This is a genomic window from Kitasatospora sp. NPDC101447, assembly GCF_044767225.1.
GTDB lineage: Bacteria > Actinomycetota > Actinomycetes > Streptomycetales > Streptomycetaceae > Kitasatospora.
This window is the reverse complement of record NZ_JBIWNL010000022.1, coordinates 45,041-69,425: the sequence shown is the minus strand read 5'-3', so window position 1 is coordinate 69,425 and position 24,385 is coordinate 45,041. Positions and strand designations below refer to the sequence as shown.

General features: G+C 70.5%; 18 protein-coding genes and 1 tRNA gene. 9 read left to right on the top strand and 10 right to left on the bottom strand.

All coding sequences use genetic code 11. From position 1 onward, the window contains the following. Positions 1-272: 272 nt before the first annotated feature. On the bottom strand, positions 273-593 hold the full coding sequence (locus tag ACIRST_RS27225) for a phosphopantetheine-binding protein (protein ID WP_350523446.1): 321 nt from the start codon (positions 591-593) through the stop codon (positions 273-275). A 488-nt stretch (positions 594-1,081) separates the two neighbouring features. Here ACIRST_RS27225 and ACIRST_RS27220 point away from each other — a divergent pair, with 488 nt between their 5' ends. Continuing rightward, entirely contained in the window at positions 1,082-1,852 is a 771-nt protein-coding gene (locus ACIRST_RS27220) for an amino acid racemase (RefSeq protein ID WP_350523447.1), read from the top strand. A gap of 23 nt (positions 1,853-1,875) precedes the next feature. On the opposite strand, the gene ACIRST_RS27215 is transcribed toward ACIRST_RS27220, so the two are convergent. Then, entirely contained in the window at positions 1,876-2,757 is an 882-nt protein-coding gene (locus tag ACIRST_RS27215) for a polysaccharide deacetylase (RefSeq protein ID WP_402804998.1), read from the bottom strand. A gap of 95 nt (positions 2,758-2,852) precedes the next feature. Between ACIRST_RS27215 and ACIRST_RS27210 the strand changes: the two genes are divergently transcribed. The 8 genes from ACIRST_RS27210 to ACIRST_RS27175 all read left to right on the top strand — a co-directional run bounded on the left by ACIRST_RS27210 (position 2,853) and on the right by ACIRST_RS27175 (position 15,427). Next, entirely contained in the window at positions 2,853-3,098 is a 246-nt protein-coding gene (locus ACIRST_RS27210) for an MbtH family NRPS accessory protein (RefSeq protein WP_350523449.1), read from the top strand. Then, entirely contained in the window at positions 3,095-4,498 is a 1,404-nt protein-coding gene (locus tag ACIRST_RS27205; protein ID WP_402804995.1) for an aldehyde dehydrogenase family protein, read from the top strand. The genes ACIRST_RS27210 and ACIRST_RS27205 overlap by 4 nt, the downstream gene beginning before the upstream one ends. A gap of 28 nt (positions 4,499-4,526) precedes the next feature. After that, complete coding sequence (locus tag ACIRST_RS27200) at positions 4,527-7,235, top strand: penicillin acylase family protein (protein ID WP_402804993.1); 2,709 nt, start codon at positions 4,527-4,529, stop codon at positions 7,233-7,235. Positions 7,236-7,240: 5 nt separating this feature from the next. Continuing rightward, entirely contained in the window at positions 7,241-7,822 is a 582-nt protein-coding gene (locus ACIRST_RS27195) for a hypothetical protein (RefSeq protein ID WP_402804991.1), read from the top strand. A gap of 186 nt (positions 7,823-8,008) precedes the next feature. Next, positions 8,009-9,259, top strand: coding sequence for a valine--pyruvate transaminase (locus ACIRST_RS27190; protein ID WP_402804989.1), 1,251 nt, complete (start codon positions 8,009-8,011; stop codon positions 9,257-9,259). A gap of 342 nt (positions 9,260-9,601) precedes the next feature. Beyond that, positions 9,602-10,780 carry a serine hydrolase domain-containing protein gene (locus ACIRST_RS27185; protein WP_402804987.1) on the top strand — a complete coding sequence of 393 codons (1,179 nt, stop codon included), beginning with the start codon at positions 9,602-9,604 and terminating at the stop codon, positions 10,778-10,780. 1,053 nt (positions 10,781-11,833) lie between these two features. Further along, positions 11,834-14,839, top strand: a complete 3,006-nt coding sequence (locus ACIRST_RS27180) for an NACHT domain-containing protein (RefSeq protein ID WP_402804985.1) — start codon at positions 11,834-11,836, stop codon at positions 14,837-14,839. 456 nt (positions 14,840-15,295) lie between these two features. Further along, the gene (locus ACIRST_RS27175; RefSeq protein WP_402804983.1) at positions 15,296-15,427 is read left to right on the top strand and encodes a hypothetical protein; all 132 of its coding nucleotides are present in this window, start codon (positions 15,296-15,298) and stop codon (positions 15,425-15,427) included. Between the two features lie 282 nt (positions 15,428-15,709). On the opposite strand, the gene ACIRST_RS27170 is transcribed toward ACIRST_RS27175, so the two are convergent. The 8 genes from ACIRST_RS27170 to ACIRST_RS27135 form a co-directional block, all read right to left on the bottom strand. Next, positions 15,710-17,545, bottom strand: a complete 1,836-nt coding sequence (locus ACIRST_RS27170) for a hypothetical protein (protein ID WP_402804981.1) — start codon at positions 17,543-17,545, stop codon at positions 15,710-15,712. Further along, positions 17,538-18,011 carry an ABC-three component system middle component 2 gene (locus ACIRST_RS27165; RefSeq protein ID WP_402804980.1) on the bottom strand — a complete coding sequence of 158 codons (474 nt, stop codon included), beginning with the start codon at positions 18,009-18,011 and terminating at the stop codon, positions 17,538-17,540. Before ACIRST_RS27165 ends, ACIRST_RS27170 begins: the two co-directional genes overlap by 8 nt. Beyond that, complete coding sequence (locus tag ACIRST_RS27160) at positions 18,008-19,120, bottom strand: ABC-three component system protein (protein WP_402804978.1); 1,113 nt, start codon at positions 19,118-19,120, stop codon at positions 18,008-18,010. The genes ACIRST_RS27165 and ACIRST_RS27160 overlap by 4 nt, the downstream gene beginning before the upstream one ends. An 862-nt stretch (positions 19,121-19,982) precedes the next feature. Continuing rightward, a tRNA-Pro gene (locus ACIRST_RS27155) sits at positions 19,983-20,056 on the bottom strand. A gap of 136 nt (positions 20,057-20,192) precedes the next feature. Further along, complete coding sequence (locus tag ACIRST_RS27150) at positions 20,193-21,686, bottom strand: MFS transporter (protein WP_402804976.1); 1,494 nt, start codon at positions 21,684-21,686, stop codon at positions 20,193-20,195. Between the two features lie 71 nt (positions 21,687-21,757). Next, positions 21,758-22,546 carry a DUF1684 domain-containing protein gene (locus ACIRST_RS27145; protein ID WP_402804974.1) on the bottom strand — a complete coding sequence of 263 codons (789 nt, stop codon included), beginning with the start codon at positions 22,544-22,546 and terminating at the stop codon, positions 21,758-21,760. A gap of 148 nt (positions 22,547-22,694) precedes the next feature. Continuing rightward, a complete protein-coding gene (locus ACIRST_RS27140; protein ID WP_402804972.1) occupies positions 22,695-23,555 on the bottom strand; it encodes an acyl-CoA thioesterase in 861 nt (286 codons plus the stop codon). 197 nt (positions 23,556-23,752) lie between these two features. Next, on the bottom strand, positions 23,753-24,367 hold the full coding sequence (locus ACIRST_RS27135) for an alpha-ketoglutarate-dependent dioxygenase AlkB (protein WP_402804970.1): 615 nt from the start codon (positions 24,365-24,367) through the stop codon (positions 23,753-23,755). Positions 24,368-24,385: the final 18 nt, after the last annotated feature.

Below are 24,385 nucleotides of genomic sequence, written 5' to 3'. Positions count from 1 at the left end.
AACCTTCCTTGCGTCAGCCTCCTGAGGGAACGCCGCAGCAGCCTGTCGGCACGGTGGCCGGACAGGAATCGGCGTCGACCCGACGAGGCACGGAGATCGAAGAGCGCGGCCCCTCGGCCCGGGCAGGGCAGGGCGATTGGGCACACTGGGACACGCCGGCGGCAGCGTCGGGGAACCGCGGGCGTTGACCGGGCCGGTGAACGACCGGCCGGCAGGTGGTGATCAGCAAGAAAGCACAGCGACGAGGACTCCCGGACGCGCCGGGAGGCCTGTCACTGGGGGAAGTTGGCGACGAAACAGGCCGCCTGCGCGGCTGCGGTCGGCTGCTCGAAGAGCTCGTTGAGGAGCAGGCCCTCAAGCTCCAGGGCCGCGTCCTGCTCGATGCCGTGGGTCGCCAGCAGGCGTCCGATGGCCTGAAGCGCGAGCAGAGAGTAACCACCGAGCTCGAAGAAATCCGAGGTCTCGGCGTCGATCGTGTCGGGCGTCACTTCGAGCACGTCCGACCAGATGTCGATGACGGCAAGGGTCACCGTCGACAATGCGGGCGCCTCACCGGTGGAGGCGCCAATGGTGCTGCTGTCGTCCTGAATCACTACGGTTCCCCCCAAGGAGCCATATAGGTCCAGCGTCAACTTGCTTCATTGATCGGCGGGTTAGCGAGGTCCGCAGACCCCGGTCCGGCGCCGAGTCGAGCTCATGGTCCGTCGAGCAGTTGTTTGCATCCAAGCATGTCCATGATTGCCTCCGCAAGAGATCAACTTCCGGTGGCCGTCAGGCCCCTGGCGTGCACCGATTCCCGAACCGGAACCCCCCGTTCGGCGGGGGTGCCCTCCTGATCTCCTGTGGTACCGTACGCCGCAGCGACGGGTCCACCCGGCTTTCCTGCCGGGCATTTTCTCCACCTTCTCGGGCGTGTCCCGCAGCGGCTCCCAATGGCGACCGCACGGCTATCGCGGACCGCCCCGTCACTTCCGGACCGGGGAGCGCCACCGGCTTTCTCCCCCGGCTAATCCATTCCGTCGGACACCGCGATTCCCGCGCCCATGCCGGGATCCGCAGGGATCCGCAGGGGGGCAGAACCGTGATACCAGTCGACGACCGAACGGCCGCCGGAACGACAACCGGAGCGCCCGCGCGGACACTTGGAGTACTCGGCGGCATGGGGCCGGCGGCCACCGCGGAGTTCCTCCGGCTGCTCTCGCTCGCCGTGCCCGCGCAGTCGGACCAGGAGCACCCCCGCATCGTCATGCTGTCCGAACCCGGCATTCCGGAGCGCACCGGGGCGATCCTCGCCGGTTCGGACGAACCGCTGCTGCCGATCCGCAACGCCCTGGAGCAACTCGTCGCCTGGGGTGCCGATCTGCTCGTCGTGCCCTGCAACACCGCGCACGCCTTCATCGACCGGCTGCAGGGCCTGCTGCCGGTGCCCCTCGTGCACATCGCCGACGCCACGCTCCGGGCCGCCATGCGCACCAGCCCGGCGGGCGGCTGGCTGGCCGCGACCACCGGCACCGTGCACAGCGGCATCTACCAGCGGCGCGCGGCCGAACTCGGCTACCGGCTGCTGATCCCCGAGGAGCCGCTGCGGTCCGAGATCCACCGCGCCGGGGTCCTGGTGAAGGCCAACCGGCTGGCCGAGGGCGGCACCGTGCTCGCCTCCGCGGTGCACGGCCTGTGGCAGCAGCACGACCTCCCCGTGCTCACCGCCTGCACCGAACTCCCGCTCGCGTACGAGGCCGCCGGCCTGCCCGAGGAGCGTTCGGTCTCCAGCCTGGCCGCCCTCGTCACGGCCTGCGTGACCGAACTCCGCACCCCGCAGGCCGTCACGAGCGCTGCGGGGTGGCGGAGTTGATCGGCCGGCGGCGGCCGGTACGGCTACGGCTGCGGCTCCGACTGCCCGGCGAGCACCAGCTCGGCCACCTCGTCCGCACGGGCGAAGCGCACGTCACCCCGGGAGAGCACGAACCGGATGAACTGCTCCAGGGCGGCCAGCCGCGAGGGGCGTCCGGTGAGGAACGGGTGCACGGTCAGCATGCACAGCGAGCCGAAGCCGCGCATCGCCTCCAGCTCGGCGGTCCACAGGTCCACCACCTTCGACGGCGCCTCGATCAGCTGGCCGATGTTCGGCTCGGGCAGGAAGGCGTACTGCTCCCAGTCGTCGAGCAGCCACTGCACCGGCAGCTCGGCGATCGTGTGCTCCCCGCTGCGCACCGCGTACGGCCGGTCGTCGTCCATCAGCGAGGAGTCGTAGCGCAGGCCGTACTCACCGAGCAGGTCGAGCGTGTGGCGGGTCATCTCCCAGTTCGGCGCGCGGTACCCGGTCGGCTGCACGCCGAATCGGGAGAACGTCTTCAGGCTGCGCTCGATCTCCTCCCGCTGCTCGCTTTCGGAAAGGTGCACCGGGTGCCGGTGGGTAAATCCGTGGAGCGCTATCTCGTGCCCCTTTTCGGCCACCGAATCCATCACCGAAGGCCACCGCTCGGCAGAAACTCCGGGCACGAAGAACGTGGCCGGAAGGTCGTAGCGGTCCAGCAGGTCGAGGATCCGCGGCACCCCGACGCGGGGGCCGTACGCCTGGTGGGACATCGTCGTCAGGTGGTCGATGTAGTGCTCCCCGCGGGCCAGCACGGGCGACTCGGCGTCCACGTCGACACCCAGGACCACCACGGCGGACGAGCCCTGCAGCCAGTCCCCGGCCGGCACCCGCTCGGGCCAGCGGACGGTGGGAATCTCGATCTGATCCTTCTGCGTCGTCACTGAATTACCTTTTCGAGAAGTTATCGGAGAAGCCGCCGGTGCGGCCTCCGGCGACACTCTAGCAATTCCGTCAGGAAAAGAAAGAGGGAATCCAAGTGGGTAGTCGAACGAATGACATTCCGGCGGACGCCGAGCTGTTCCGGGTCGTGGTGAACCACGAGGAGCAGTATTCGGTGTGGCCGCTCGACCGGGAGGTGCCGAACGGCTGGCGGGACGCGGGGATGCAGGGCGACAAGGAGGCCTGCCTCGCCCACGTCGAGGAGGTCTGGACCGACATGCGCCCGCTGAGCCTGCGCGACCGGCTCGCCGGCGGCGGCGCGGAAGCGGAGGCCTCGGCGTGACACCCGCCCTGACCATCGACGGCGCGGCGGTGCCCGGCGCCTCCGTCCTGCCCGTGGAGGACCCGGCCACCGGGGAGCCCTTCGCGCACGCGCCCGCGTGCTCCCCCGAGCAGCTCGATGCCGCCGTCACCGCCGCCGCCGCGGCCGCGGCCGGCTGGGCGGCAGTGCCGGTCGCCGAGCGCCGGGCCGCCCTGCGCGCCTGCGGCGACGTCCTCGGGGCACACCTGGAGGAGGTGGCCGGGCTGCTCAGCCGGGAGCAGGGCAAGCCGCTGGCCGCCGCCCGCGGCGAAGTGCGGCTGTCCGCCGACTGGTTCGGGCACACCGCCGAACTGAAGCTGGACGCCGAGGAGTTGCCGGCCGAGGACGGCGCCCGGATCACGCTGGAGCGGGTCCCGCACGGCGTGGTCGCGGCCATCGCCCCGTCCAACTTCCCGATCATCCTGTCGGTCTGCAAGTTCGCCCCGGCCCTGCTGGCCGGCAACACGGTGGTCGTCAAGCCCTCCCCGGAGACGCCGCTGTCGACGCTCCGGATGGGCGAACTGCTCCGCGACTGCCTGCCGCCGGGCGTGCTCAACGTCGTCTCCGGCGACCACTCGCTGGGCCGGTCGCTCACCGAGCACCCCGCGGTGGACATGATCTCCTTCACCGGCTCGGTGGAGACCGGCAAGGCGATCGCACGCCAGGCGGCGGACCGGCTGCTGCCGGTGGTCCTCGAACTCGGCGGCAACGACGCGGCGATCGTGCTCCCGGGCGCCGACCTCACCACCGTCGCACCCGCGCTGTTCCACGCCGCCCTCGCCAACAGCGGCCAGTTCTGCGCCGCCGTCAAGCGGGTCTACGCACCGCGCGAGCTGGCCGGCGACCTCGTCTCGGCGCTGGCCGCCCTGGCCGGGTCCGCGGTCGTCGGCCCCGGCAGCGAGCCGGAGTCCGCTTTCGGCCCGCTGGTCAGCCGGGCCCAGCGGGACCGGGTCCACGCCCTGGTCGAGGACGCCGTCGCAGGAGGCGCCCGGATCGTGGCCGGCGGTGCCCCGCTGCCCGGCCCGGGCCACTTCTACCCCCCGACCGTGGTGACCGACCTGCCGGAGGGCTGCGAGCTGGAGGTGGAGGAGCAGTTCGGCCCGGTCATCCCGGTGATCGCGTACGACGACCCGGCCGACGCCGTCCGCCGGGCCAACGCCACCCGCTACGGCCTCGGCTCCTCGCTCTGGGGGCCGCAGGAGGCGGCGGAGGAGCTCGCCCCGCTCCTCGACAGCGGCACCGTGTGGATCAACACCCACGGGGACCTGCGCCCGAACGTGCCGTTCGGCGGCGTCCGCTCCTCCGGGCTGGGCGTCGAGTACGGCTACTGGGGACTGCTCGAATACACGCGGATCAAGGTCCGCAACAGTGCACGGCGCTGACCGGCCGGCCATGGGTGACAGGAGAGTGATGAAAGCCAGGATCCGCCGCACGGCGGGAGTACTGGGCGCCGTGTGCACCGCCGGCGTGACGATGTTCGTGTTCGGCGTCGGCTTCGGACCGGTACCGGCGCTCGGCCGGGCCCTGATGCCCGGCGGGGGTGTCTGGCCGTCGGCCGAGGACGCCCGTCCGGCGAAGAACGAGCAGATCCGCATACCCGGGCTCGACCACCCGGTGGACGTCTCGTTCACCGCGGACGGCGTGGCCTCGGTCCACGCCACCTCGGACGAGGACCTGTTCACCGCCCAGGGCTACCTCGCCGCCCGGTACCGCCTGTTCCAGATGGACGCCCAACGGCGCCTGGGCGAGGGCCGGCTCGCCGAACTGAACGGCCCCTCCGGCATCGACTCGGACGTCTTCGAGCTGACCCTCGGCATCCACCGCACCGCGGAGGCCACCTGGGCGGCGACCCCGCACGACAGCAAGGCCGCCAAGGCGCTCACCGCCTACGCGGCCGGGGTCAACGCACGGCTGGACGAGCTGGACGAGAACGGCCAGTGGCCCACCGTCTACGGGCTGACCGGCGTCCGGCCGGAACGCTGGACCCCGGTGGACAGCCTGGTCGTCCAGGGCGTGCTCACCCAGACGCTGAGCTTCGACACCCGGCCGCTGACCTACGCGCTGCTGAGCAACTCGCTCGGCGCGGAGCGGGCGTCGGAGTGGTTCCCGGTCGTGCCCGCCAACGAGCAGCACCCGTACGCCCCGGGCCCGTACCAGAACCTCGGCCTCGCGCCCCTGCACAGCGCGAACGCCAACGCGGCCTCGGCGGCCGGCCACACCGGCGTCACCGGCGACGGCACCGCGGCGCCGGCCGCCGCGGACCCGGCCGCGCCGGCGACTCCGGCCGCCCCCGCGACCCCGGGCTCCGCTCAGCCGACGGCCACCGCCACCGCCACCGCCACCGCCACCGCCACGGCGACGGCGACGGCGACCGCCGCAGCGCCGTCCACGGCCACGACGGCCGTCGACACCAGCGGGTCCACCGCCGAAGCCGCCACCGCCGTCCTGCGCGGCATGGCCAAGCTCCCGGAGACCACCCGCCACCTCTACCCCAACAGCAACGCCTGGCTGGCGAACGGCCCGGCGACCGGTGGCGGCGCGATCCTCGCCGGTGACCCCCACCTCAAGCTGTCGCTCCCCTCGTACTGGTACGAGATCTCGCTCAAGTCCCCCGGGTACGACGTCACCGGCGCCAGCCTGCCCGGCATGCCGGCCGTGCTCATCGGGCGCAACGCCGACGTCTCCTGGTCGCTGACGGCGGTCCAGAACCAGTCCACCTTCTTCTACCGCGAGAAGACCGACCCGCAGCACCCGGACGCCTACTTCTGGAAGGGCGCCTGGTACCCCGTGGAGAAGGTGAAGTACACGGTGCCGGTCCGCGGCGGCGCCCCCGTCCCGGTCGAGGTCGGGCTGACCGTGCACGGCCCGCTGCTGACCGAGAAGGGCGAGACCACGTCGGTCGAGTGGATGGGCAACCGCCCGTCGCAGAACCTCGCCGCGCTGCTCGACCTCAACGCCGCCACCGACTGGAACAGCTTCCGCACCGCGCTGCACAGTTGGCAGGCCCCGGCGCAGAACTTCGCCTACGCCGACAAGAAGGGCAACATCGGGGTGATCGCCCCGGGCTCGTACCCGCAGATCGCCTCGGGCGACGCCCGCGGACCGCTGCCGGGCACCGGCGAGTCGGACGTGGTCGGCGCCATCCCCTTCGACGCCGTGCCCCAGGTCTACAACCCGCCGTCCGGACTCCTGGTCACCGCCAACCAGCGGCCGGTCGGCCCGGACTACCCGTACTACATCGGCCCCGCCGCGAACTTCGACACCGGCTACCGCACCAACCGCATCTTCGCCGAACTGTCCAAGCCCGGCCGGCAGCTCACCGCGGACTCGTTCGCGGCCCTGCAGAACGACGTCACCGACGAGCTCGCCCAGCGCATGGTGCCCAAGCTGCTCCAGGCCCTGGAGGGCGCGCAGCTGACGCCGCAGCAGGAGGCGGCCCGCAAGCTGCTCTCCGAGTGGAACTGCTCCATGGACGCCGACTCCCCGGCCGCCGCGATCTGGTTCGCCTTCTACGGCGGGTACGTCGAGCAGGTCTTCAAGCCCTGGTGGGACTCGGCCAAGGTGCCGGTGGACGTGGACCCGGCCGGTCTCGACCTGCTGCGGACCCCGGTCGGGCTGATGCAGGACCTGGAGAAGTGGACCTTCACCGACCCGGAGAACCCCGCCTTCACCGCCCCCGGCGGCCCCCGGCGCACCGCGCCCGACGCGATGCGCGCGTCCTTCACCGAGGCGGTCGACTACCTGAACGGCCGGCTCGGCGGGCAGCCCGGCGAGTGGAAGTGGGGGCGCATCCACGAGCGGGTGGTGCCCTCGCTGACCGGAGCCCCCGCGCTCGGCGACGGGCCGCGCCCGGCGGGCGGCAGCCCGTGGACCGTCAACGTGGCCGAGAACGGCCTGAGTTCGAACTACGGCCCCAGCCTGCGGATGGTCGTCGGCTGGAGCCCCGCCGGCACCGCGGACGCCCGCGCGATCTACCCCGGCGGCCAGAGCGACAACCCGGCCTCCCCCTGGTACAAGAACCTGGCCCCGGACTGGTGGAGCGGCTCGCTCCGTCCCCTGCGCACCGTCGACGAACAGGGCGCGGGCGACATCCGCTGGACCTTGCGAGGCGAAGGATGACCGACATGACGAAGCCGACCGGAACCACCACGACGCCCCCGGACCCGGCCGGGGAACCGGCGGCCACGGAAGCGCCCGCGGAACCGACCACGGGTCCGACCGCGGCAGCCCCCGCACCGGCCCCGTCCGAGGGCACCGCCCCCGGGCCGCGCCGTGCGACGGCCGCGATCGTCACGCTCGTCGGCGGGACGGCGGCCACCGCCCTCGGCACCCTGGTCGGGCTCTGGTTCGTGCCCTTCCTGGTCGGCGCCGCCGCCGGCGCCACCAGCCGGTTCGCCCGCACGCCCCGCCCCTCCCGCGGCTACCTCACCGCTCCGCTGGCGGCCGCCCTCGGCTGGGCGATCCCGCTGGGCGTGCAGGCCCTGGGCGGTGCGCCGGTGGGCGAGGTCGCACGGACCACCGCCGCGCTGGCCGGCCTCCCCCCGCTCGCCACCGCCATCGTGGCCGTCGCCCTCCTGATCGCGATGGTCCAGGCGCTGCTCGGGGCCTGGGTCGGCCGGACCCTCGCACCCCGGGGACGCACCGCCGCGCACCGCCCGGCACCCGCGGCAGCCGCAGCAGCCGTGGAGGCCGCAGAGGCTGCCTGACCGCAGGCGCCCGCGCGACCCGGCCGGGGGGGGGGGGCCCCCCCCCCCCCCCCGCCCCCCCCCCCCCCCCCCCCCCGGGCCGCGCCCCCCCCCCCCCCCCCCCCCCCCCGCCCGCCCTCCTCTCCCGTCCCGTTCCGTCCCCTCCCCCACGCCCTCCCCCTCCCGCCCCCAGAAGGGAACCTCCCCATGGCGCTGTCCCTCATCGGCAGCAAGATGGCCACGCTCTCGGGCCTCCGCAGCATCATGGAGGACATCGCCGTCAGCACGGCCTCGGGCCCGGCCGACTGGCTGAACCTCGGCATCGGCAACCCGGCCTCGATCCCGGACGCGATCGCCGAGTGGCGGAGCCTGACCGAGGAGGCACTGACCGAGGACTTCGCCTCGGCCAGCTGCCAGTACGGACCGTCCCGGGGTTCGGCCGCCCTGGTGGACGCGATCACCGACTACTTCAACACCCGGTACGGCTGGTCCCTCACCCCGCGCAACGTCGCCGTCGGCCCCGGCAGCCAGATGCTCTGCTTCACCGCCGCCGCCCTGTTCGCCGGCCCCGGCCCGGCCGGCACCGGCGGGACCAAGGTCGTCCTGCCGATGTCCCCGGACTACACCGGCTACCAGGGCCTCTGCCTCCACCCGGGCGGCGTGGTCGGCGTCCCCGCCACGCCCGTCCCCGAAGGCCCCCACCGCTTCCGCTACGCCTTCGACTTCGAGGCGCTGGAGGCGCAGCCCGACACCGGGATGCTGCTGCTGTCCAGCCCCGGCAACCCGACCGGCCGCGCGGTCGACGCCGCCGAACTCGACGCCCTCGTCGACCTCGCGCGCCGACGGGACGTGCCGCTCCTGCTCGACCACGCCTACGGCGAGCCGTTCCCGCGGATCGCGCCGACCCTGACGCCCCCGCCCTTCGACGACCACGTGATCAACTGCTTCACCCTCTCCAAGGCGGGCCTGCCCGGCGAGCGCATCGCCTTCGCCATCGGCGCCGAGCGCTGGATCACCCCGATGGTCTCCTTCCTGGCCAACTCGGCCCTGCACGCCCCCCAGTTGCAGCAGTCGGTGGTGGCCCGCGCGCTGGCCTCGGGCCGCCTGGACCGCCTGATCTCCCACACCGTCTCGCCCTTCTACCAGGAGCGCCGCCGCCTGGCCGAGAAGCTCTTCGAGGAGGTCATGCCGGAGTCCGTGCCCTGGCGCCTGCACGCCGGCGACGGCGGGATGTTCTGCTGGTTCTGGATCGACGACGACCGCTTCGACGACATGGCCCTCTACGAACGCCTCAAGCAGGACAAGGTCTTCATCGTCCCCGGCCGCCACTTCTTCCCCGACGGCCCCGCCGACCCGCACCGCACCCGCTGCTTCCGCGTCAGCCTCAGCCCCGCCCAGGACACCCTCACCGAGGGCATCGCCCGCATCGCCAAGGCCGTCCGAGCCCTCTGCCCCTGACCCACCCGGGCCGTGGGCGGCGGCGGGCGCCGGCCCCGTGCACCCGGTCGCGGGGTCACGGGGCCGGTGCCTCGGTCGCTGCCGTGAGCGCCGCCGCGACACCCCCGGCTCGCCAGGGCCCCGCACCGGGGCCGGCCCCAGCCGTGCCACGCACCAACGGCCCGTGCCGTTCGGTGCCGATCGGCGCCGAACGGCCAGGAGCACGGTCCTGGCCGGGTGCGCCCCCCGGAGTCTGCTCCCGGGCACGTTTCGTCCCGGGTGCGGACGAACTCCCCCTCCCCCGAATGGTCCTCTTGATCAAGGCCGGGAATCACCGGCGCCATTCATCGGAGGGGTCCTTTCGTGTACGAGCACGCACCGCACAGCCGCTTCCCGCTCTCCCGCCGGGGCAGCCGACACCGGGCGGTGGCGGTCGTGACCGCCGTGGCCGCCGGGGTCATGGCAGCCGGGGCTCTGGCACCGACCGCGGCGTTCGCGGGCGGTAGGCCGGACACCGTCCAGTCGGGCCTGAACGCCCTGGTGAAGGACGACGGCATGCCCGCCGCACTGGCCTCCGTCAAGGGCCGCGACGGCCGCACCCGCACCTACACCGCCGGCGTCGGCGACCTCACCACCGGGGCCAAGGTCCCCATGGACGGGCAGATACGCGCCGGCAGCAACACCAAGACCTTCACCGCCGTCGTCGTCCTCCAGCTCGTCGCCGAAGGAAAGCTGGCCCTCGACGCGCCCGTCGACACCTACCTCCCCGGCCTGCTCCGCGGCGACGGCATCGACGGACGCACCATCACGATCCGTCAACTGCTCCAGCACACCAGCGGCCTGCCCGAATACATGGACGCCCCCGCGCTCTCGGACTTCACCGCGATCCAGTACCGCTACTTCGAGCCCCGCGACCTCCTCGACGGCGCCCTCGCCCAGAAGGCCAGGTTCCCCGCGGGTACCGGCTGGGAGTACAGCAACACCAACTACATCGTCGCCGGGCTCCTCATCCAGAAGGTCACCGGACGGCCGGTCGGCGAGGAGATCACCAAGCGCGTCATCGACCGCGTCGGCCTGCGCCACACCTACTTCCCCGTCCCCGGGGACACCGGCATCCACGAGGCCCACCCCCAGGGCTACTACCGCAGCTCGCCGGACGCGCCGCCGATCGACTACACCGGGATGGACTCCTCGATGGCCTGGGCGACGGGGGCGATCGTCTCCACCAACACCGATCTCCTCTCGTTCTTCGCCGCACTCCTCGACGGCCGACTCCTGCCCGCGGCACAGCTCGCCGAGATGCGCACCACCGTCCCCGCCGAACTCCTGGGCCCGGGAGTCCGCTACGGGCTGGGCCTGCAGAGCAGGCCGCTCTCCTGCGGCGGCCTCTCCTGGGGCCACGGCGGAACCTCCCCCGGCTACCGCTCCCGCAACGGCGTCACCGACGACGGCCGCGCCGCCGCCATCACGGTCACCACCATCCCCGACGCAGTCGGCGCACAACACATGGCCGACACCCTGGACGCAGCCCTCTGCCGCTGACTCCCCCACCCCCGCCGCACCCGACCCTCCCGAAACACACCGCGTCGATCGCCCTCCCCGGCGACCCCGCCTCCGAACAGCTCGGCCCCTCCGGCAGGCACTTCCATCAGGCACCGGCCCAGCATTCGTTGGGACCTCCGAACAGCTTGCTGCCCATGAAGACGCTCGCTGAGTCATTCCGGGAGTTCCAATACCCGACTCCACCATCACACCCAGATCAGCACTCGATCGAGCTGGCCGGCAAGGCGCTGAGCGCGCACCTGAGCGGGCCCCGCGAGGCCCCTGCTCCCGAAGTGGTCCCGCCGGAGTCCCCCGGCCGCCACCTGCGGCTCGTGCGCTGACTCCCCTTCGGAAACGGCAAAAGCCCCGCCGGCCTGGACCTCCGTCCAGTCAGCGGGGCTCCGACATCACTGTCGGGACGACAGGATTTGAACCTGCGACCCCTTGACCCCCAGCGGTCGAACGAGCGTCTGAATGATGTTTACCAGTCCGAATCGTGCAGGTCAGGGCCCATCATGTCTGACCCCTATGTCGCAAGATACCACCTCATGACACCCAGTCCGTGAGAGGCTCGTGAGAGGGCGGTGAGCCACAGGAGCTCCCTCACTGTGGCTCACTGTTGAGCGCACGGGGATCTGGACTACCGGAGCCAAACGGCACGAACTGCTCAAACGTCTTGAGTTTTGCGATGCGTTCTGCAGCCCTGCGAGGGGGTACGGCAGATTGTTGGTGATACGTGCGGGCCCCAGGCAAGGAGCAATAGTCAAGAGTTGTGGGTGGGGCCCTCCGGCTCGGATGCGGTGATCTCTGCTGCTGTCAGCGACCTTTCGGTCGCAGTACCCGAAGACTCAGTCGAAAACCGAATCCACGGGCAGGACGCGTTACTGACCGCCCTGGAGGAACGGGTAGCTTACGCCGGCGGTCAGGTGGTCCGCTTCCCGCACGCACCGGCGACGTGGTGCTAACTTCTCCGAGGCAGACGGTGAACGACATTTCCGTACATCGGCGTTGAGGTGATCAATGACCAACTCAGCAGTAGCAACGTTCCACCGCATGGAAGGGTTCTACGCCCCCACTGTGGGTGGTACCCGGAGTGTTCAGGAGAGCTTCTCGGCGCTCGACTTCGAGGTGCGCTTCCTGGCCCTCCTGGCCACCTCCACCCTCCGCGCGAGCGGCCTTCCCGTGCCCCCGATCGGCCGGTCACCCGGCCTGGGCGAGTGGATCTCCCTTCTCCGAGACCTCCGTTCACGTCTCAACGGTGCCGAGGCAGGTGGCGCGGCAAGCCATGTGGGAAGCGCCGTAACCAGTGCCCTGGCCCGATACGACGAAGGGATACCTGGCGCTCCCTCCGGACTCCGGGGCACCAAACAGCTGCGCGACCACGTGAGCCACGGCGGAGCGGTCCCGCCAGGTCTGTCGGACACCGTGGACGCACTCGTCAGGGCGATCTCCGACATCGTCGCGGCCTGTCTGGCGGACGCCACGGTCTCGGTCACCGACACGGGCGACCCGGAGTTGCGCCCGGCCTTCCTCTGGCCCGGTGCCGAGGTCGGACTCTGGCCGTTCCTCTACGCGATGGCGGACGACAGTTGGCACGTTTTCTCCAGGTTCGTCGGCAAGGATCCGTCGTTCCTCGCCTTCGGGGCACCGGCTTACCGGTCCACTCTCAGCGCGGGGCCGATCCCGGGCTCACTCAACCAGCTCCTCAAACCACGACACCTGTCGGACCTCCGGGAGGCCTTCCGACGGGATGTCGAGAGCGATCTCACGGCCTTTGCCGATCTGCTCGCCCCGCCCCCGGAGTACTTCGACCACGAGCACGGGTTCGGCTATGAGTGGGGCAAGTCGACCAGCGAGGGCACCGAGCACCGCAGGGACTACTTCCGCCTCGGTCCCGACGGCCCCCAGTGGCAGGACGAGGACGCATGGGTCCCCTACCGCGTCTACCTTCGCCGACTGGCCAACTGGCCCGTCGTCGCCGGCCGGCTGCGGCGCACCCTGGACCAGATCGAGCGCCAGATCACCGACGAGGAGAGCGAGCAGCTCGGCTGGAAGCCGGGGATCGCCGCTCACCGGGAGGCACGCGTCCAGGTCACCGACTACGACGGCACGAACGCCCAGCAGCAGGGATTCTCCGAGCTGATCGACGGCGTGGACGACGACCTCGGTGTGGAGAAGGGCGCCACCCAGGTCGTCTTCATCAACGGTGAGGCCGGGATCGGAAAGACCCGCGCGATGGTCAAGGCCGCGCGGGACCGGGCCCTGGAGGTGGAACGGAACGAGGGCAACTCGATCGGCGACCTCCCGCTCTTCCTCTATGTGCAGTCCACCGGCCGGGTCCTGGACGGTCTCGACGCCGCGGTCAACAACGCCGTGATCTGGACGGAGAACCTCAACGAGAACCGCGTCAAATCCCTCTGCCGCAACGGCCTGGTGGCCCTGCTCATCGACGGCTTCGACGAGTTGCTCGGCGGAGCCGCGTACAGCGATGCCCTCGAATCCCTGAAGGGGTGGCTCAACGCCCTGGGCGGTCGGGGAGTCCTGGTGGTCTCCGCGCGCTCCTCCTACTACGTGAACCAGTACCGGTCCAGTGTCCAACGCGCTAAGGGCGGGGGCGCGGCGGTCCGCCACCGGATCGCCGAGGTCCTGCGCTGGACCCCCGATCAGATCCGGTCCTTCCTCCACGACTACGGCGTCCCGGCGTCACGCTTCCAGAATCTGTCCACCGGGGACAAAGAACTGCTCGGCCTCCCCTTCTTCGCCCGGGCCTTCGCAGAGATGTGCCGTGCGGGGGACTACGACCAGGAGTCCGGCACCGCCACCTCGTTCACCGAGCGACTGCTGGACCACTACATCCTGCGGGAGGAACGCAAGCTCACCCCCACCGTCGGAAGCACATCGGGGCTCCTCGACCGCGGCGAACTGCGGCGCACGTTCGAGTATGTCGCGGAGATCATGGCCGAAAGCCATGAACGCGAGGTCGACTCCGACGAATTGGAGATGGCCGCGACGATAGCGCTCGACCTGGCCGACGTGGCGGAACTGGACGACCGGGAAGGCCTCCGGGACCGGCTGCAGGTGCTGTGCGGACTGGCGGCCGGCGCGACGACCAACGGTCCCAGGCGGTTCCGGTTCCAGCACGAACTCTTCTTCGACTACTTCCTGGCCGGGATCGTCACGCGCCACCTCGACAAACGGCACCTCGCGGCCTTCCACCGACTCCTGAGCCGGTCTGAGTGGCGGACGGCCACCGTGAACGCCGTGGTCGAGGCGGTCGACGCAGCTCGCATCGTCGACGCGCTGGCCGCCTTCCCCCCGGAGGCGACGCGTCAGGATGAGGGCTTCCACGACGGAGTCCTCGCGACCAACCTCGGCAGCATGTGGTCCGCGGTGATCCGGGCCACCCGGACGATGCCATCGGTGCCGATCCTGGGCGCCACCTTCGCCGGCCAGCTCGACCTCACCGACATCGAGGCGAACAACGCCAAACTGGTCGACTGCCACGTGGAGAAGCTGATCCTTCCGGCGGCCGTCGACTGGCGCATCGCGCTCGACGGGACCCATGTCAAGAGGATCACGACAGGTGTGGGCAGAACCGATCTGACGGGGCTGACCGGTGTCATGCACAAGGAGGTGGTGGAGGTATACCTACGTCCCGACCGCTACTGGTCCCGTCGTCAGGAGATCCTTGAGGCACTGTTGACGTGCGGAGCCGCTGTCGTCGACGCTCCGGCACCGTCCAGCGGCACCGACTCAGTACTGGCGGAGGCATCGCGCCACTACCTCAGGCACCTCATGGAACATGCCCAGTCAACCCTTATCCTCAAGGACGACCATCAGCCCGAGGACCACCGCCTGAAGTGGACACAGGAGTACGAGGGTGAGTGGAAGCCCTTCATCAGCGCGCTTCGCGAATCCGATCTGGCCCGGTTGGAGAACTTCGCGGCCAAGGGGTCCAAGAAGGTCCGCCTGAGACTCAACGTCGGTGCTGCGATCATCCTTGACGAATTGTCCGAGGACCCGAAGATCCTCAGCTTCTGGGAAAGGGTGAAGCAGTAGTCAAGGCGTCGTAAGCCGGCGGACAGCTGATTCCGTCTCGCTCTCCCCGCCGTCCGCCATCCGCCGGGCGGCACGGGCGATTCCTCCAAAGTGACGCCCCGCCAGCTCTCCGCCATCGAGCCCAGTCCTGGCTACGTACTTGGAGGAGCACGTCGGGAACGATCAACTGACCAAGAAGACCCTGCTCTCCCTCGTCCGACAAGGCGCCGTCCGGAGCGAACCGACCTTCCCCGACATCCTCGCCCGGCGCTCTGAACCGAAGGAGGCCCTTCACACCCTCACGCGCGAACTGCGCAGCCGACTCGGCGGGGCTCCCACCGACCGCGCTGGGCCAGGCACGTCCTCGCGCTGCCCGACTGCGACCACGAGACCGTCCTCGCCCTCCCGGCCTGGACGACACTCACCGTCGATGGCCCCCGCTACCGGGACAGTACGCAGCCCGCCGTCCTCACCCTGGTGGCCGCCGCGCTCGGCGCCGACCAGCAGGCTTTGCAGCGCTTCGCGGACAGCCTGATCAGCTACTCCGGCCCCAACGCCTGGCTCTGCCTCGGTGAGATCCTCGACGCCGCCGCGCACGGAACCCCGTAGCCGAAGCCGCCCGCATCCCGCTGACCTGCGGTCCGACCACAGATAGCGGGCGGGATCTGCCGGGTCCGGCGCCCCCGGCAGCTCGGGTTTGGGCTGCTGCAGTTTTGGCAAGCGAAGAATCGTCCGGTCGGTCGGCCAAGGCACGGCCTTCCCAGGCGTACCGCGGCTGGTAGCTGCCGACTCCTCCGAACGGACGGGGGCGGTAAGTAGTGGTGAGGGCAGCCAGCCGCAGGGGACCGAGAGCTTCGGTAAAGCCGCCATAGCTGTCTACGAGCCCCAGGCTCAGACGACTCCTGGCCTTGCGGGGAAGAATCCGCGCCTGCCGTTCCCCGTCCCCGTCCTGCGGAACATCACCACGTGGGCCTGCTCGACGACATCAGGGGGCGGTGGCGTGTTCTCCACGATGATCGTCTGCCCCGGCGAGTCGAGAAAGTGTCGATAGAAGCTGTCATTAACCTCAGGAGCCAGCCGTGCCTCATCCTCGTCACGGAGCTGGCCATAGGTCACCAGCGGCGAATCCAGCACGAGGAAACCCAAGTGCGGGAGCCTGCGGTCGATGCAGTACTCGGCCAGCGCCGCAGAGAATGCAGAGCGCAGCAGCGCCTGCATTCCCCTGCCGTGCTCAGCGCGGGCCTGGCCGCCGGCGCGAACGTCACCGCTGTAGGGGTCGTAGCCGGCGTGCTCGGTGCCCGGTACATGCCACCGTTCGAGAATCCGCTGGAGCACAGATTCGAACACTCGCACCGTCCGTCCAGGGATGAGCGAGTCTGCACGTTTGGTGGGCATCGCTCCGGCGGCGACCAGTTCGGCGCGGTGCTCGTCGAGTTCGCCGATGCGCGCCAGCACTTCGAGGTTGCGCTCGATATCCGAGCGCTCCGCCAAGATCTGGTCGAGCTCGCCCTTCGCCGGGAGGAGCTGCTCCTCGATCATCAGGATCGTGCGGTCGAGTTCGGCACCTCTGGCACGCATCCGCTCCTGTTGGTGGAGGAGATCGTCCCGCTGTTCCTCCAGATCGGCGATAGTGAGCCGGAGGTCGGCCAGCAGAGCCTGGGTCTTGGAGGTCTCCGCAGTGACCGCCTCGTGTAGGTGAGTAGTCTCGTGGTTGTCGTGCGCGGGTTCCTGGTGCTCGGGCTCCGCTCCGCAGAACACGCAGCGGCCGGCCCGGAAGTAGCCGAGCAGGTTGCCGGCCTCGCCGACCATATCCAGCCGGGCGAGGTCCGACTCGTACTGTTGTCGGAGGATGTCGAAACGCCCCAGCAGGTCGCGTACTTCGCCCAGACGCACCGCCAGTCCTTCCTCGGCCTCGGTGTGCTTCGTCCGTTCGGCCGCGATCCGGCTCTGTCGCTCTGTCGCCTCGCGCAGCGAGGCCGTCACCGTCTCGAGTGCGGCCGCCAGTCGGGCCTGGCGTGCCCGCAGTTGGCCCTCACTCTCCTGAGTGGTCTGCTTCACTGACAGGTCGATCACGAGCTGGTCGAGCAGCGCGATCTTGCTCTTCTGGATGCGGCGTTGGGCGGCGTTGGGTACTTTGCTCGCCGGCGGCTCGTCCTCACCGGTGAGGACGAGTTTCATCACGGATCTGGCGGCGGTCTTCGCGGCGTTGCCTCGGACCCGTTGCGAGGGCGGCGTCTGGTCGACCATCCGTTCGTCGGTGACGACTGCCAGGTGGGTGAGGTCGGCGAGTCTGAGGTGCTCGGTGTTTCCCGCTTCGTTAGTGCGGATGTACGCGTCCGCCAGGCCGAGTCGGTCGAGCAGGTAATGGGAGACGTCGCGCCGGTTCTTCGTCCGCCGGGCGTACAGCACCATGTCGGGGGCGGCGTGGACAAGGCCCCGCAGGTCGGCTTCGTGCACGTGCACGTTATTGCTGCCTGGTGCCCGTACGAGGGTGAGCGGACTGCCGTCCGGCAGGAGCAGCCCGAGCAGGATCTGGCTGTAGCCGTCAGAGTGCGGGATCGCGGGCGTGATGTGCCCGCCGAGCATGTAGTCGATGGAATCGACGATGAAGGACTTGCCCGTATTGGAGTCACCACAGATCAAGGTGAACGACGGGGAAAAGGCGACCTGCGCGTCGGGGAGGCTGGAACCGGCGTAGGTGAGGTGCGTAAGCGTGAGGTCATTCATGTCCGTCCCCCGAGTGGTGCGCGCTCGCGGCGAACTGCTCGCGCCAGGTCTGCGTGATGGCCCGCGTGGCCGCCAGCGGGTCGGTGTGTGGGGCGAGTCGCTCCACTGCCCAGGTCGCCCGCTCGCACAGCCGGCCGACGTAGGGCGCTTCGAAGATCCCTAGGAAGCTGGCGCCTCGGGCGGTCGCCCGGTAGACCAGCCCCTCGGCCGTGGCGTCGATCGAGGCCAGGCCGGCCCGCATCAGGACGGCCAGCCCCTCGTGGAGGAGTTCGCGTTTGCGGCCGAGTTCGCCCGGCTGGGCAGGCAATTCGGGCAGCAAACTGGGCGGCCCGCCGAACCGCTCGCTGTGCAGGACGGCGTGGTCTAGCACAACGAGCGCGGCGAGATCGAGTGCCTCCGGGTGGGCCCCGGCGAGCAGTGCCAGGGCCCGCATGCCCACCTCCACTGGACCGTTGAGGACGTTCACTGCTCGCCCCCGTCGCACCACGTCAACTTGTCGTCGTTCGCGAACTGGTGGCACATACCCTTGCGTTGGACCTGCTGGAAGTGCGACGCAATGACCGATCCCGATACCTGCAGGTTCCCGGCCTGGGTGACGACCGCCCGCAGCCGGTGCCAGCCCGACTCGTGCTCGTCGTCCGCCACTTCAAGCAGGTTGGCGAGCACATCCTCCTGCAGTTCCGTGTAAGCGTCGCCCGGGACGCTGTCCCGGGCGTACATGCGCAGTGCTTCGGCTGCGTAGAACGCCTCGCGCTGCCGCCGCAGATGACTGCCGGACCGAGAATGGCCGAAGGCATCGTCCACCGTCACGATCTGCTCCCCAAACCGCTCCCGGTACACGTCGACCAACTGCTCCAGGAACCGGGCTTCATCGGCGGCGGGCTTGGGCGGCACGGGGAGCTTCGCGGGTTCGCCAGAGGGGGGGTAGTTGAAGCGGGCGGCGAACAACGGGGACTTGCTGTAGACCTCCAACATCTCGTCCAGATTGACGGTCCAGAACATGGAAAATTCGGTGGCCTCGGCGAGCTTCGCGACATCGCCGAGGAGCTGCGCGGGCAGCTTCGTCACGGCCTGGGAGCGACCGCGCAGATATTCCAGGAAACGGGACTTGAGCTCGTCGGGTGTCAGCACCAAGTCCTTGAGTCGAGGGTGGATCCTGGGGGCGACGAAGGTGTAGCGCGTCGGCAGCGTCCTGGTGGTCTCGACTGCGGCAACGAAGGGCTTGATCATCTCTGGCAAAGCGTCGGCAAGGGCCAGATCGTCGTGGTAAAGCTTGCACTGGAAGCAGTGCCACTCGCCGTTGAGACGCCGCTCGGTGAAGAATGCCACCACGTCGGCGCCCCGGTCGTTGCTGCCGCCGATGATCTCAGCACCCAAGTAACCCTCGTCCGGCGCTCGCATGCGCACCCACTCATGCGTGAAGCGCTCCCACTCGGCAGGCTCCCAGTACCAGACCTGCTGTAGAGGAGTGCGCCGGTCGAACTGGTTGGGCGGCACGAGAGCAGCCGGAACGGTGTACTGCGACACGGACACAGCACTCACCGCGATGCCCGGCCCACGCGACAGATCTTCCATCCCCACCCCCAACGCGCCACCGTGATCAAGCGCACTGGGTGTCCATACCACCACGGACCGCCGACGAAAACTCCGTTCCGGCTACAGATGCACCAACTGCCGCTGCCTGCCACGGCCGCGCTGGCGGCACCATCGCCCTGCCCCTCCCTGCGGTGCAACGCCTGCAAACGGCAGCGTCGGCCAGCAGTAGCTGGCTTGCGGCGACCGCGGCGCCCCGTCTCTCCCGCCTGTACGTCGACGATCCGAACGCCGACACCGCACCCGGCACCCAGCTCATCCTCAACACCTGCAACGGCACCCCCGCCCGAAGCTGGACGATCGCACCTAACGGATGCCCGATCAGCAGAGAGGGTCTGCCCGGCCCTACCGGCCAGGTGGGACCCACGATTACTGGGCGTTCAGCCGATAGCTTCGAGACGACCTGCTGCTGCGGTTGCCGCCGAAGGATGTTCGGCGGCGACTTCCCTGACGCCGCGCCAGGAGCGGCTGCACATCGAGTCGCGCGACAAATTGAGCTGCGGCCACCTCATCATCTCCCGATTCATCCGTCACCGGGGCAGCCGCAGGACCTGTCTACGCGCACTTGATCAGCGCCGTAAAGCGTCAAGTGCCAACCCATCAGACTGAGCCTGCGATCACGGCGAGCAACCATCGAAACCATAGTTGTGACCATCAGAGCAGACATAAAGGTAGGAGCGACGCAGATAGCCACAGTTCACTACGCCAAGCGGTCTCCGCACTCAGCGTCGAACCATGAAACCGTGAGACGGATGTGAGAGGCATGCCCCGGAGAATGCCAAAGGCCGCCTCCTCGCGAACGAGGAAACGGCCTCTGACCTGCAACGACGGAGTAGAACCCCAGTCGGGACGACAGGATTTGAACCTGCGACCCCTTGACCCCCAGTCAAGTGCGCTACCAAGCTGCGCCACGTCCCGTGGTCTCGGCGCCTGCAGCGAGGGCCTGGGGGGCTCTGCTGTGGGCTTCTCGACCTTGTCCCCGGTGTCCCGGCGACGTGGAAAACAATACAGCACGTCGGGGGGTGCTCGCTGCCAGGTTTGGGGGTGGGGTGGGTCAGGGGGTCGGGTGGCGGGCGTCGTAGGCGAGGAAGGCGGGGCGGCGGGCGGCGAGGAGGAGGACGGCGGCGACGCAGGCGAGGCCGCCGCTGATCACGGAGGTGGTGGGGTTGGTGAGGGCGGCGACGGTGCCGGACTCGAAGTCGCCGAGGCGGGGGCCGCCGGCCACGACGACGATGAAGATCCCCTGGAGGCGGCCGCGCATCTCGTCGGGGGCGGCGACCTGCATCATCGTGTTGCGGAAGATCATGCTGACGGTGTCGGCGCAGCCCGCGACCGCGAGGAGCAGGAGGCCGAGCCAGAGGTTGTGGAGGACGCCGAAGGCGGCGATGGCCAGGCCCCAGGCGGCGACAGCGGCGAGGACGGCGACGCCCTGGCGGTGGACGCGGCCGACCCAGCCGGAGAAGAGCGCGCCGGTCAGGGCACCGACGGCCGGGGCGGAGACCAGCAGGCCGACGGTGCCGGCGTCGCCGCCGTAGAAGGTGATCGCGATGGCTGGGAAGAGGGCGCGGGGCATTCCGAAGACCATCGCGGCCAGGTCGGCCAGGAAGCTGGTGCGCAGGTTGGGCTGCTCGCGCAGGAAGCGGAGGCCGTCGAGGACGGAGGCGCGACCCTTGCGCTCGCCGAGCGGGCGCATGGCGGGCAGGCGCCACATCGCGTAGAGGGTGCCGGTGAAGGCGACGGTGTCGACCAGGTAGGCGGCTTGGGCTCCGTACGCGCCGATCAGGACGCCGCCGAGCATCGGGCCGATGGTGAGGCCGAGGTTCATGCTGACGGTGTTCAGGGCGTTCGCGGCCGGGAGCTGGTGGCTGGGTACCAGCCGGGGGATCATCGCGGAGCGGGCGGGCGAGCTGAGGGCGAAGAATCCGGCCTGGACGGCGACGGCCGCGTAGAGGACGGCGACCAGTCCGAGGCCGGCCAGGGCCTGCGCGGCCAGGACCGCGGAGACGACGGCGAGGCCGCCCGAGCCGATCAGGCCGAGCCTGCGCCGGTCGACGGTGTCGGCGATCGCGCCGCCGTAGAGGCCGAAGACGACCAGCGGGACGAGGGAGAAGATGCCGACGAGGCCGGTCGCGAAGGCGGAACCGGTCAGGTCGTAGACCTGGACGGAGACGGCGACGGCCGTCATCTGCTGGCCGATGGAGGAGATGGCCTGACCGGACCAGACCCGGCGGTAGTCGGCGTTCTCGCGTAGCGGGCTGAGGTCGGCGAACGCACGCCGGTACCACGGCGCGTCGGTGGCCACCGGGTCCGCCGGCAGGTCACCGGCAGCCTCGGTGCCGGGCGATGCGGGGCCGGGCGATGCGGGACCGGGCGATGCGGGGCCGGACGGCGCGGCACCGGTCTGGGGAACGACACCCGAAGCGGCACCGGTACCGGCGTCGGGAGCGAGACCGACGGCTGCGGCACCGTCCGCCGGATCGGCCCCGGGTCCGGCCTCGGGCGGTGCGTCCGCCGACGCGGCGGAGGTGGAATGTTGATCGTTCGACATGTTCCCATGCTCCGCCCCGCCCCCGGTCGCCCCTGCGGCGGGGCCGTCCTTGGTCCGGAACTCCGTGACGGCTACCTGCTCAGCACCTGCTTCTCCCCCGCCTCGACCGCGAAGTCCAGCCGGTTGCCGGGCGGCGGGAAGGGGCAGATGAAGTGGTCGGAGAAGGCGCAGGGCGGCAGGTAGGCCCGGTTGAGGTCGAGGACCGTACGGCCGTCGGCGTCCGGTGCCGGAAGGGTGATGAAGCGGAAGCGGTAGGTGCCGATGCCGCTGCCGGCGTCGGCGAACACGCCGCTGAGGAGGTCGCCCGACCGGCTGACGGTCAGGGTGCGGTGCTCGCCGGCCACGGTGAAGGCGATCTGCCCGGTGACGGCCAGCGGGCGCTCCTTGCCGTCCGCGTTCGGGACCACGACCGACCGGGCTTCGTCCTCGAACGGGGTGAAGACCGCGGGCACGGCCCACTCGGGTGCGTAGGGATGGGCCGAGATGCCCGCGAAGGCGACCCGGCTCGGCGCGGCCGGGTCGAAGACCCGCAGGGCGAGTTCGCCCTCGCGCTCGATCGGGACGAGCAGCAGGTCGCCCAAGGTGGCGGTGTCGGCTGCCGGGTCGCTGTCCGGGCGCAGCAGCACCTCGCCGTCCACCGGCGTGTCCGCGCCGGTCACGGTGATGCCGTCGCCTGCCACCGCCCGGCTCCGGACGCCCTCGGCGTCGGCCCACCAGCGACCGGGCAGGCCGGGGATCTCGGTGGGCTCGGGCTCCAGCCAGTACGTGCCGGTGAGTGCCAGCTGGCCGTGCGGTGCGCTCACGGACGCGGCCCGCCCGTCGCTCCAGTGCTTCCAGTCCTCCGCGGCCGTCGCCGTCATCGGTCCACCCTCCCGGTCGGTCCGGGGACGGCCCGCTGTTCGGGCCGCCCGTCTCGATCATCCACAACACCGTCCGCCCGGACGGATCATTCCCACCGGTCCGCGGCCGCCGAAACCGCAACGCGGCCACTCGCCACGCCTTCCCGTCTCACCGCTTCAACGGTCGGAACAGCCCCTCCTGCACCACGGACACCACCAGCTGTCCGTTCCGGTCGAAGATCTGCCCACGGGCCAGGCCCCGGGCGCCGTGCGCGATCGGGGCCTCCTGCTGGTAGAGCAGCCAGTCGTCCGTCCGGAACGGCCGGTGGAACCACATCGCGTGGTCCAGGGAGGCCATGTCGAAGTGACGCTCGCCCCACAGCGGCTCAACGGGGGCCCGGACGGCGTCCAGCAGCGTCATGTCGCTGGCGTAGGTGAGGGCGCAGACGTGGATCAGCGGGTCGTCCGGCAGCCGGCCGTTGGTGCGCAGCCAGACACCGCTGCGCGCCTCGACGCCGGCCAGCTCCTCCTTGGTCCAGCGCAGCCGGTCGACGTAGCGGATGTCGAAGGGCTGGCGGCGGCTGATGAACGGGGGCAGTTCGCCGAGCCGGGAGCCGACCTCCTCCAGTGCGCTGGGCAGTTCCTCGGGCCGGGTGACGTCCGGCATCGGGTACTGGTGCTCGATGCCGCCCTCCTCGGGTCTGTGGAAGTCGGCGGTGAGCGCGAAGATCGACCGGCCGCCCTGGATGGCGAGCACCCGGCGGGTGGTGAAGGATCGGCCGTCCCGGATCCGGTCGACCTGGTAGACGATCGGCACGCCGGGCACACCGGGGCGCAGGAAGTAGGCGTGCAGCGAGTGGACGGGGCGCTTGTCCTCGACCGTGCGGCCCGCGGCCACCAGCGCCTGCCCGGCGACCTGGCCACCGAAGGTCCGCTGCAGTGCCTCCTCGGGGCTGCGGCCGCGGAAGATGTTCAGTTCGATCTGCTCCAGGTCGAGCAGATCGACGAGGTCGTCGACGGGGGTACCCATGAGCGTGCTTCCTCTCCGGACCCCGATCCCCTCGGATGCGGACTCCGATCGAATTCTCCAGCTCACTCGAATTCTCCGGCGACCCGGGTCATTCCCGCTCACCGTGTCCGAGCCACCGTTTCACTCGAACGAGTAGACGAGTCGACGAACGGATGACGGAAGCGGCGGGCCGGCCGAGCCCTCCCGGGCAGCCGCCGCTACGCCCCCAGCCCCGACTCCCGCACCGTGATGTTGAGTCGCCCCACCAGTCCCAGCTCCGGGTCCGCCGTTCCCGGCAGCGTGCGCACCACCCCGTGGTAGGCGAACCGGGACGGGCCGCCGAACACCAGCAGGTCCCCGCTGCGCAGCTCCAGGTCGGTCCACGGCCGGGTCCTGGTCTCGGTGTTCCCGAGCCGGAAGACGCAGCGGTCACCGAGCGAGAGCGAGACCACGGGCGCGTCCGTCCGCTCGTCGCGGTCCTGGTGCAGGCCCATCTTCGCGCCGTGCGGGTAGTGGTTGACGATCGCGATGTCCGGCTCGTACGACGCGGCGCCCGCGACCTCCGGCAGCGCCTGCCCGTACGCCTCGGCGACGGCCCGGCGGGCGAGGCGGCCCAGCTCGGACGGGAACGACTTGACGGGCGCGCCGTCCTCGGCGACCCGCCGGTACCCGTACGGGTACCAGTGCCATCCCAGGCTCACCATCCGTACGGACATCATCCCGCCGGTGGGCATCCGCACCGTGTGCAGACCGGCCGGCGGACGGGCCCACTCCCGGCAGGCGGCGATCAGGCGCAGCTGCGCGTCCAGGTCCAGCCAGCCGGGGAGCAGCACGGCGCCGGGAGCGGGCTC

Excerpts from the sequence above, each read along its gene's own strand:
- ACIRST_RS27200 (WP_402804993.1), top strand. The coding sequence starts at position 4,527 with ATGAAAGCCAGGATCCGCCGCACGGCGGGAGTACTGGGCGCCGTGTGC.
- ACIRST_RS27195 (WP_402804991.1), top strand. The coding sequence starts at position 7,241 with ATGACGAAGCCGACCGGAACCACCACGACGCCCCCGGACCCGGCCGGG.
- ACIRST_RS27190 (WP_402804989.1), top strand. The coding sequence starts at position 8,009 with ATGGCGCTGTCCCTCATCGGCAGCAAGATGGCCACGCTCTCGGGCCTC.
- ACIRST_RS27180 (WP_402804985.1), top strand. The coding sequence starts at position 11,834 with ATGGAAGGGTTCTACGCCCCCACTGTGGGTGGTACCCGGAGTGTTCAG.
- ACIRST_RS27170 (WP_402804981.1), bottom strand. The coding sequence starts at position 17,545 with ATGAATGACCTCACGCTTACGCACCTCACCTACGCCGGTTCCAGCCTC.
- ACIRST_RS27160 (WP_402804978.1), bottom strand. The coding sequence starts at position 19,120 with ATGGAAGATCTGTCGCGTGGGCCGGGCATCGCGGTGAGTGCTGTGTCC.
- ACIRST_RS27150 (WP_402804976.1), bottom strand. The coding sequence starts at position 21,686 with ATGTCGAACGATCAACATTCCACCTCCGCCGCGTCGGCGGACGCACCG.
- ACIRST_RS27145 (WP_402804974.1), bottom strand. The coding sequence starts at position 22,546 with ATGACGGCGACGGCCGCGGAGGACTGGAAGCACTGGAGCGACGGGCGG.
- ACIRST_RS27140 (WP_402804972.1), bottom strand. The coding sequence starts at position 23,555 with ATGGGTACCCCCGTCGACGACCTCGTCGATCTGCTCGACCTGGAGCAG.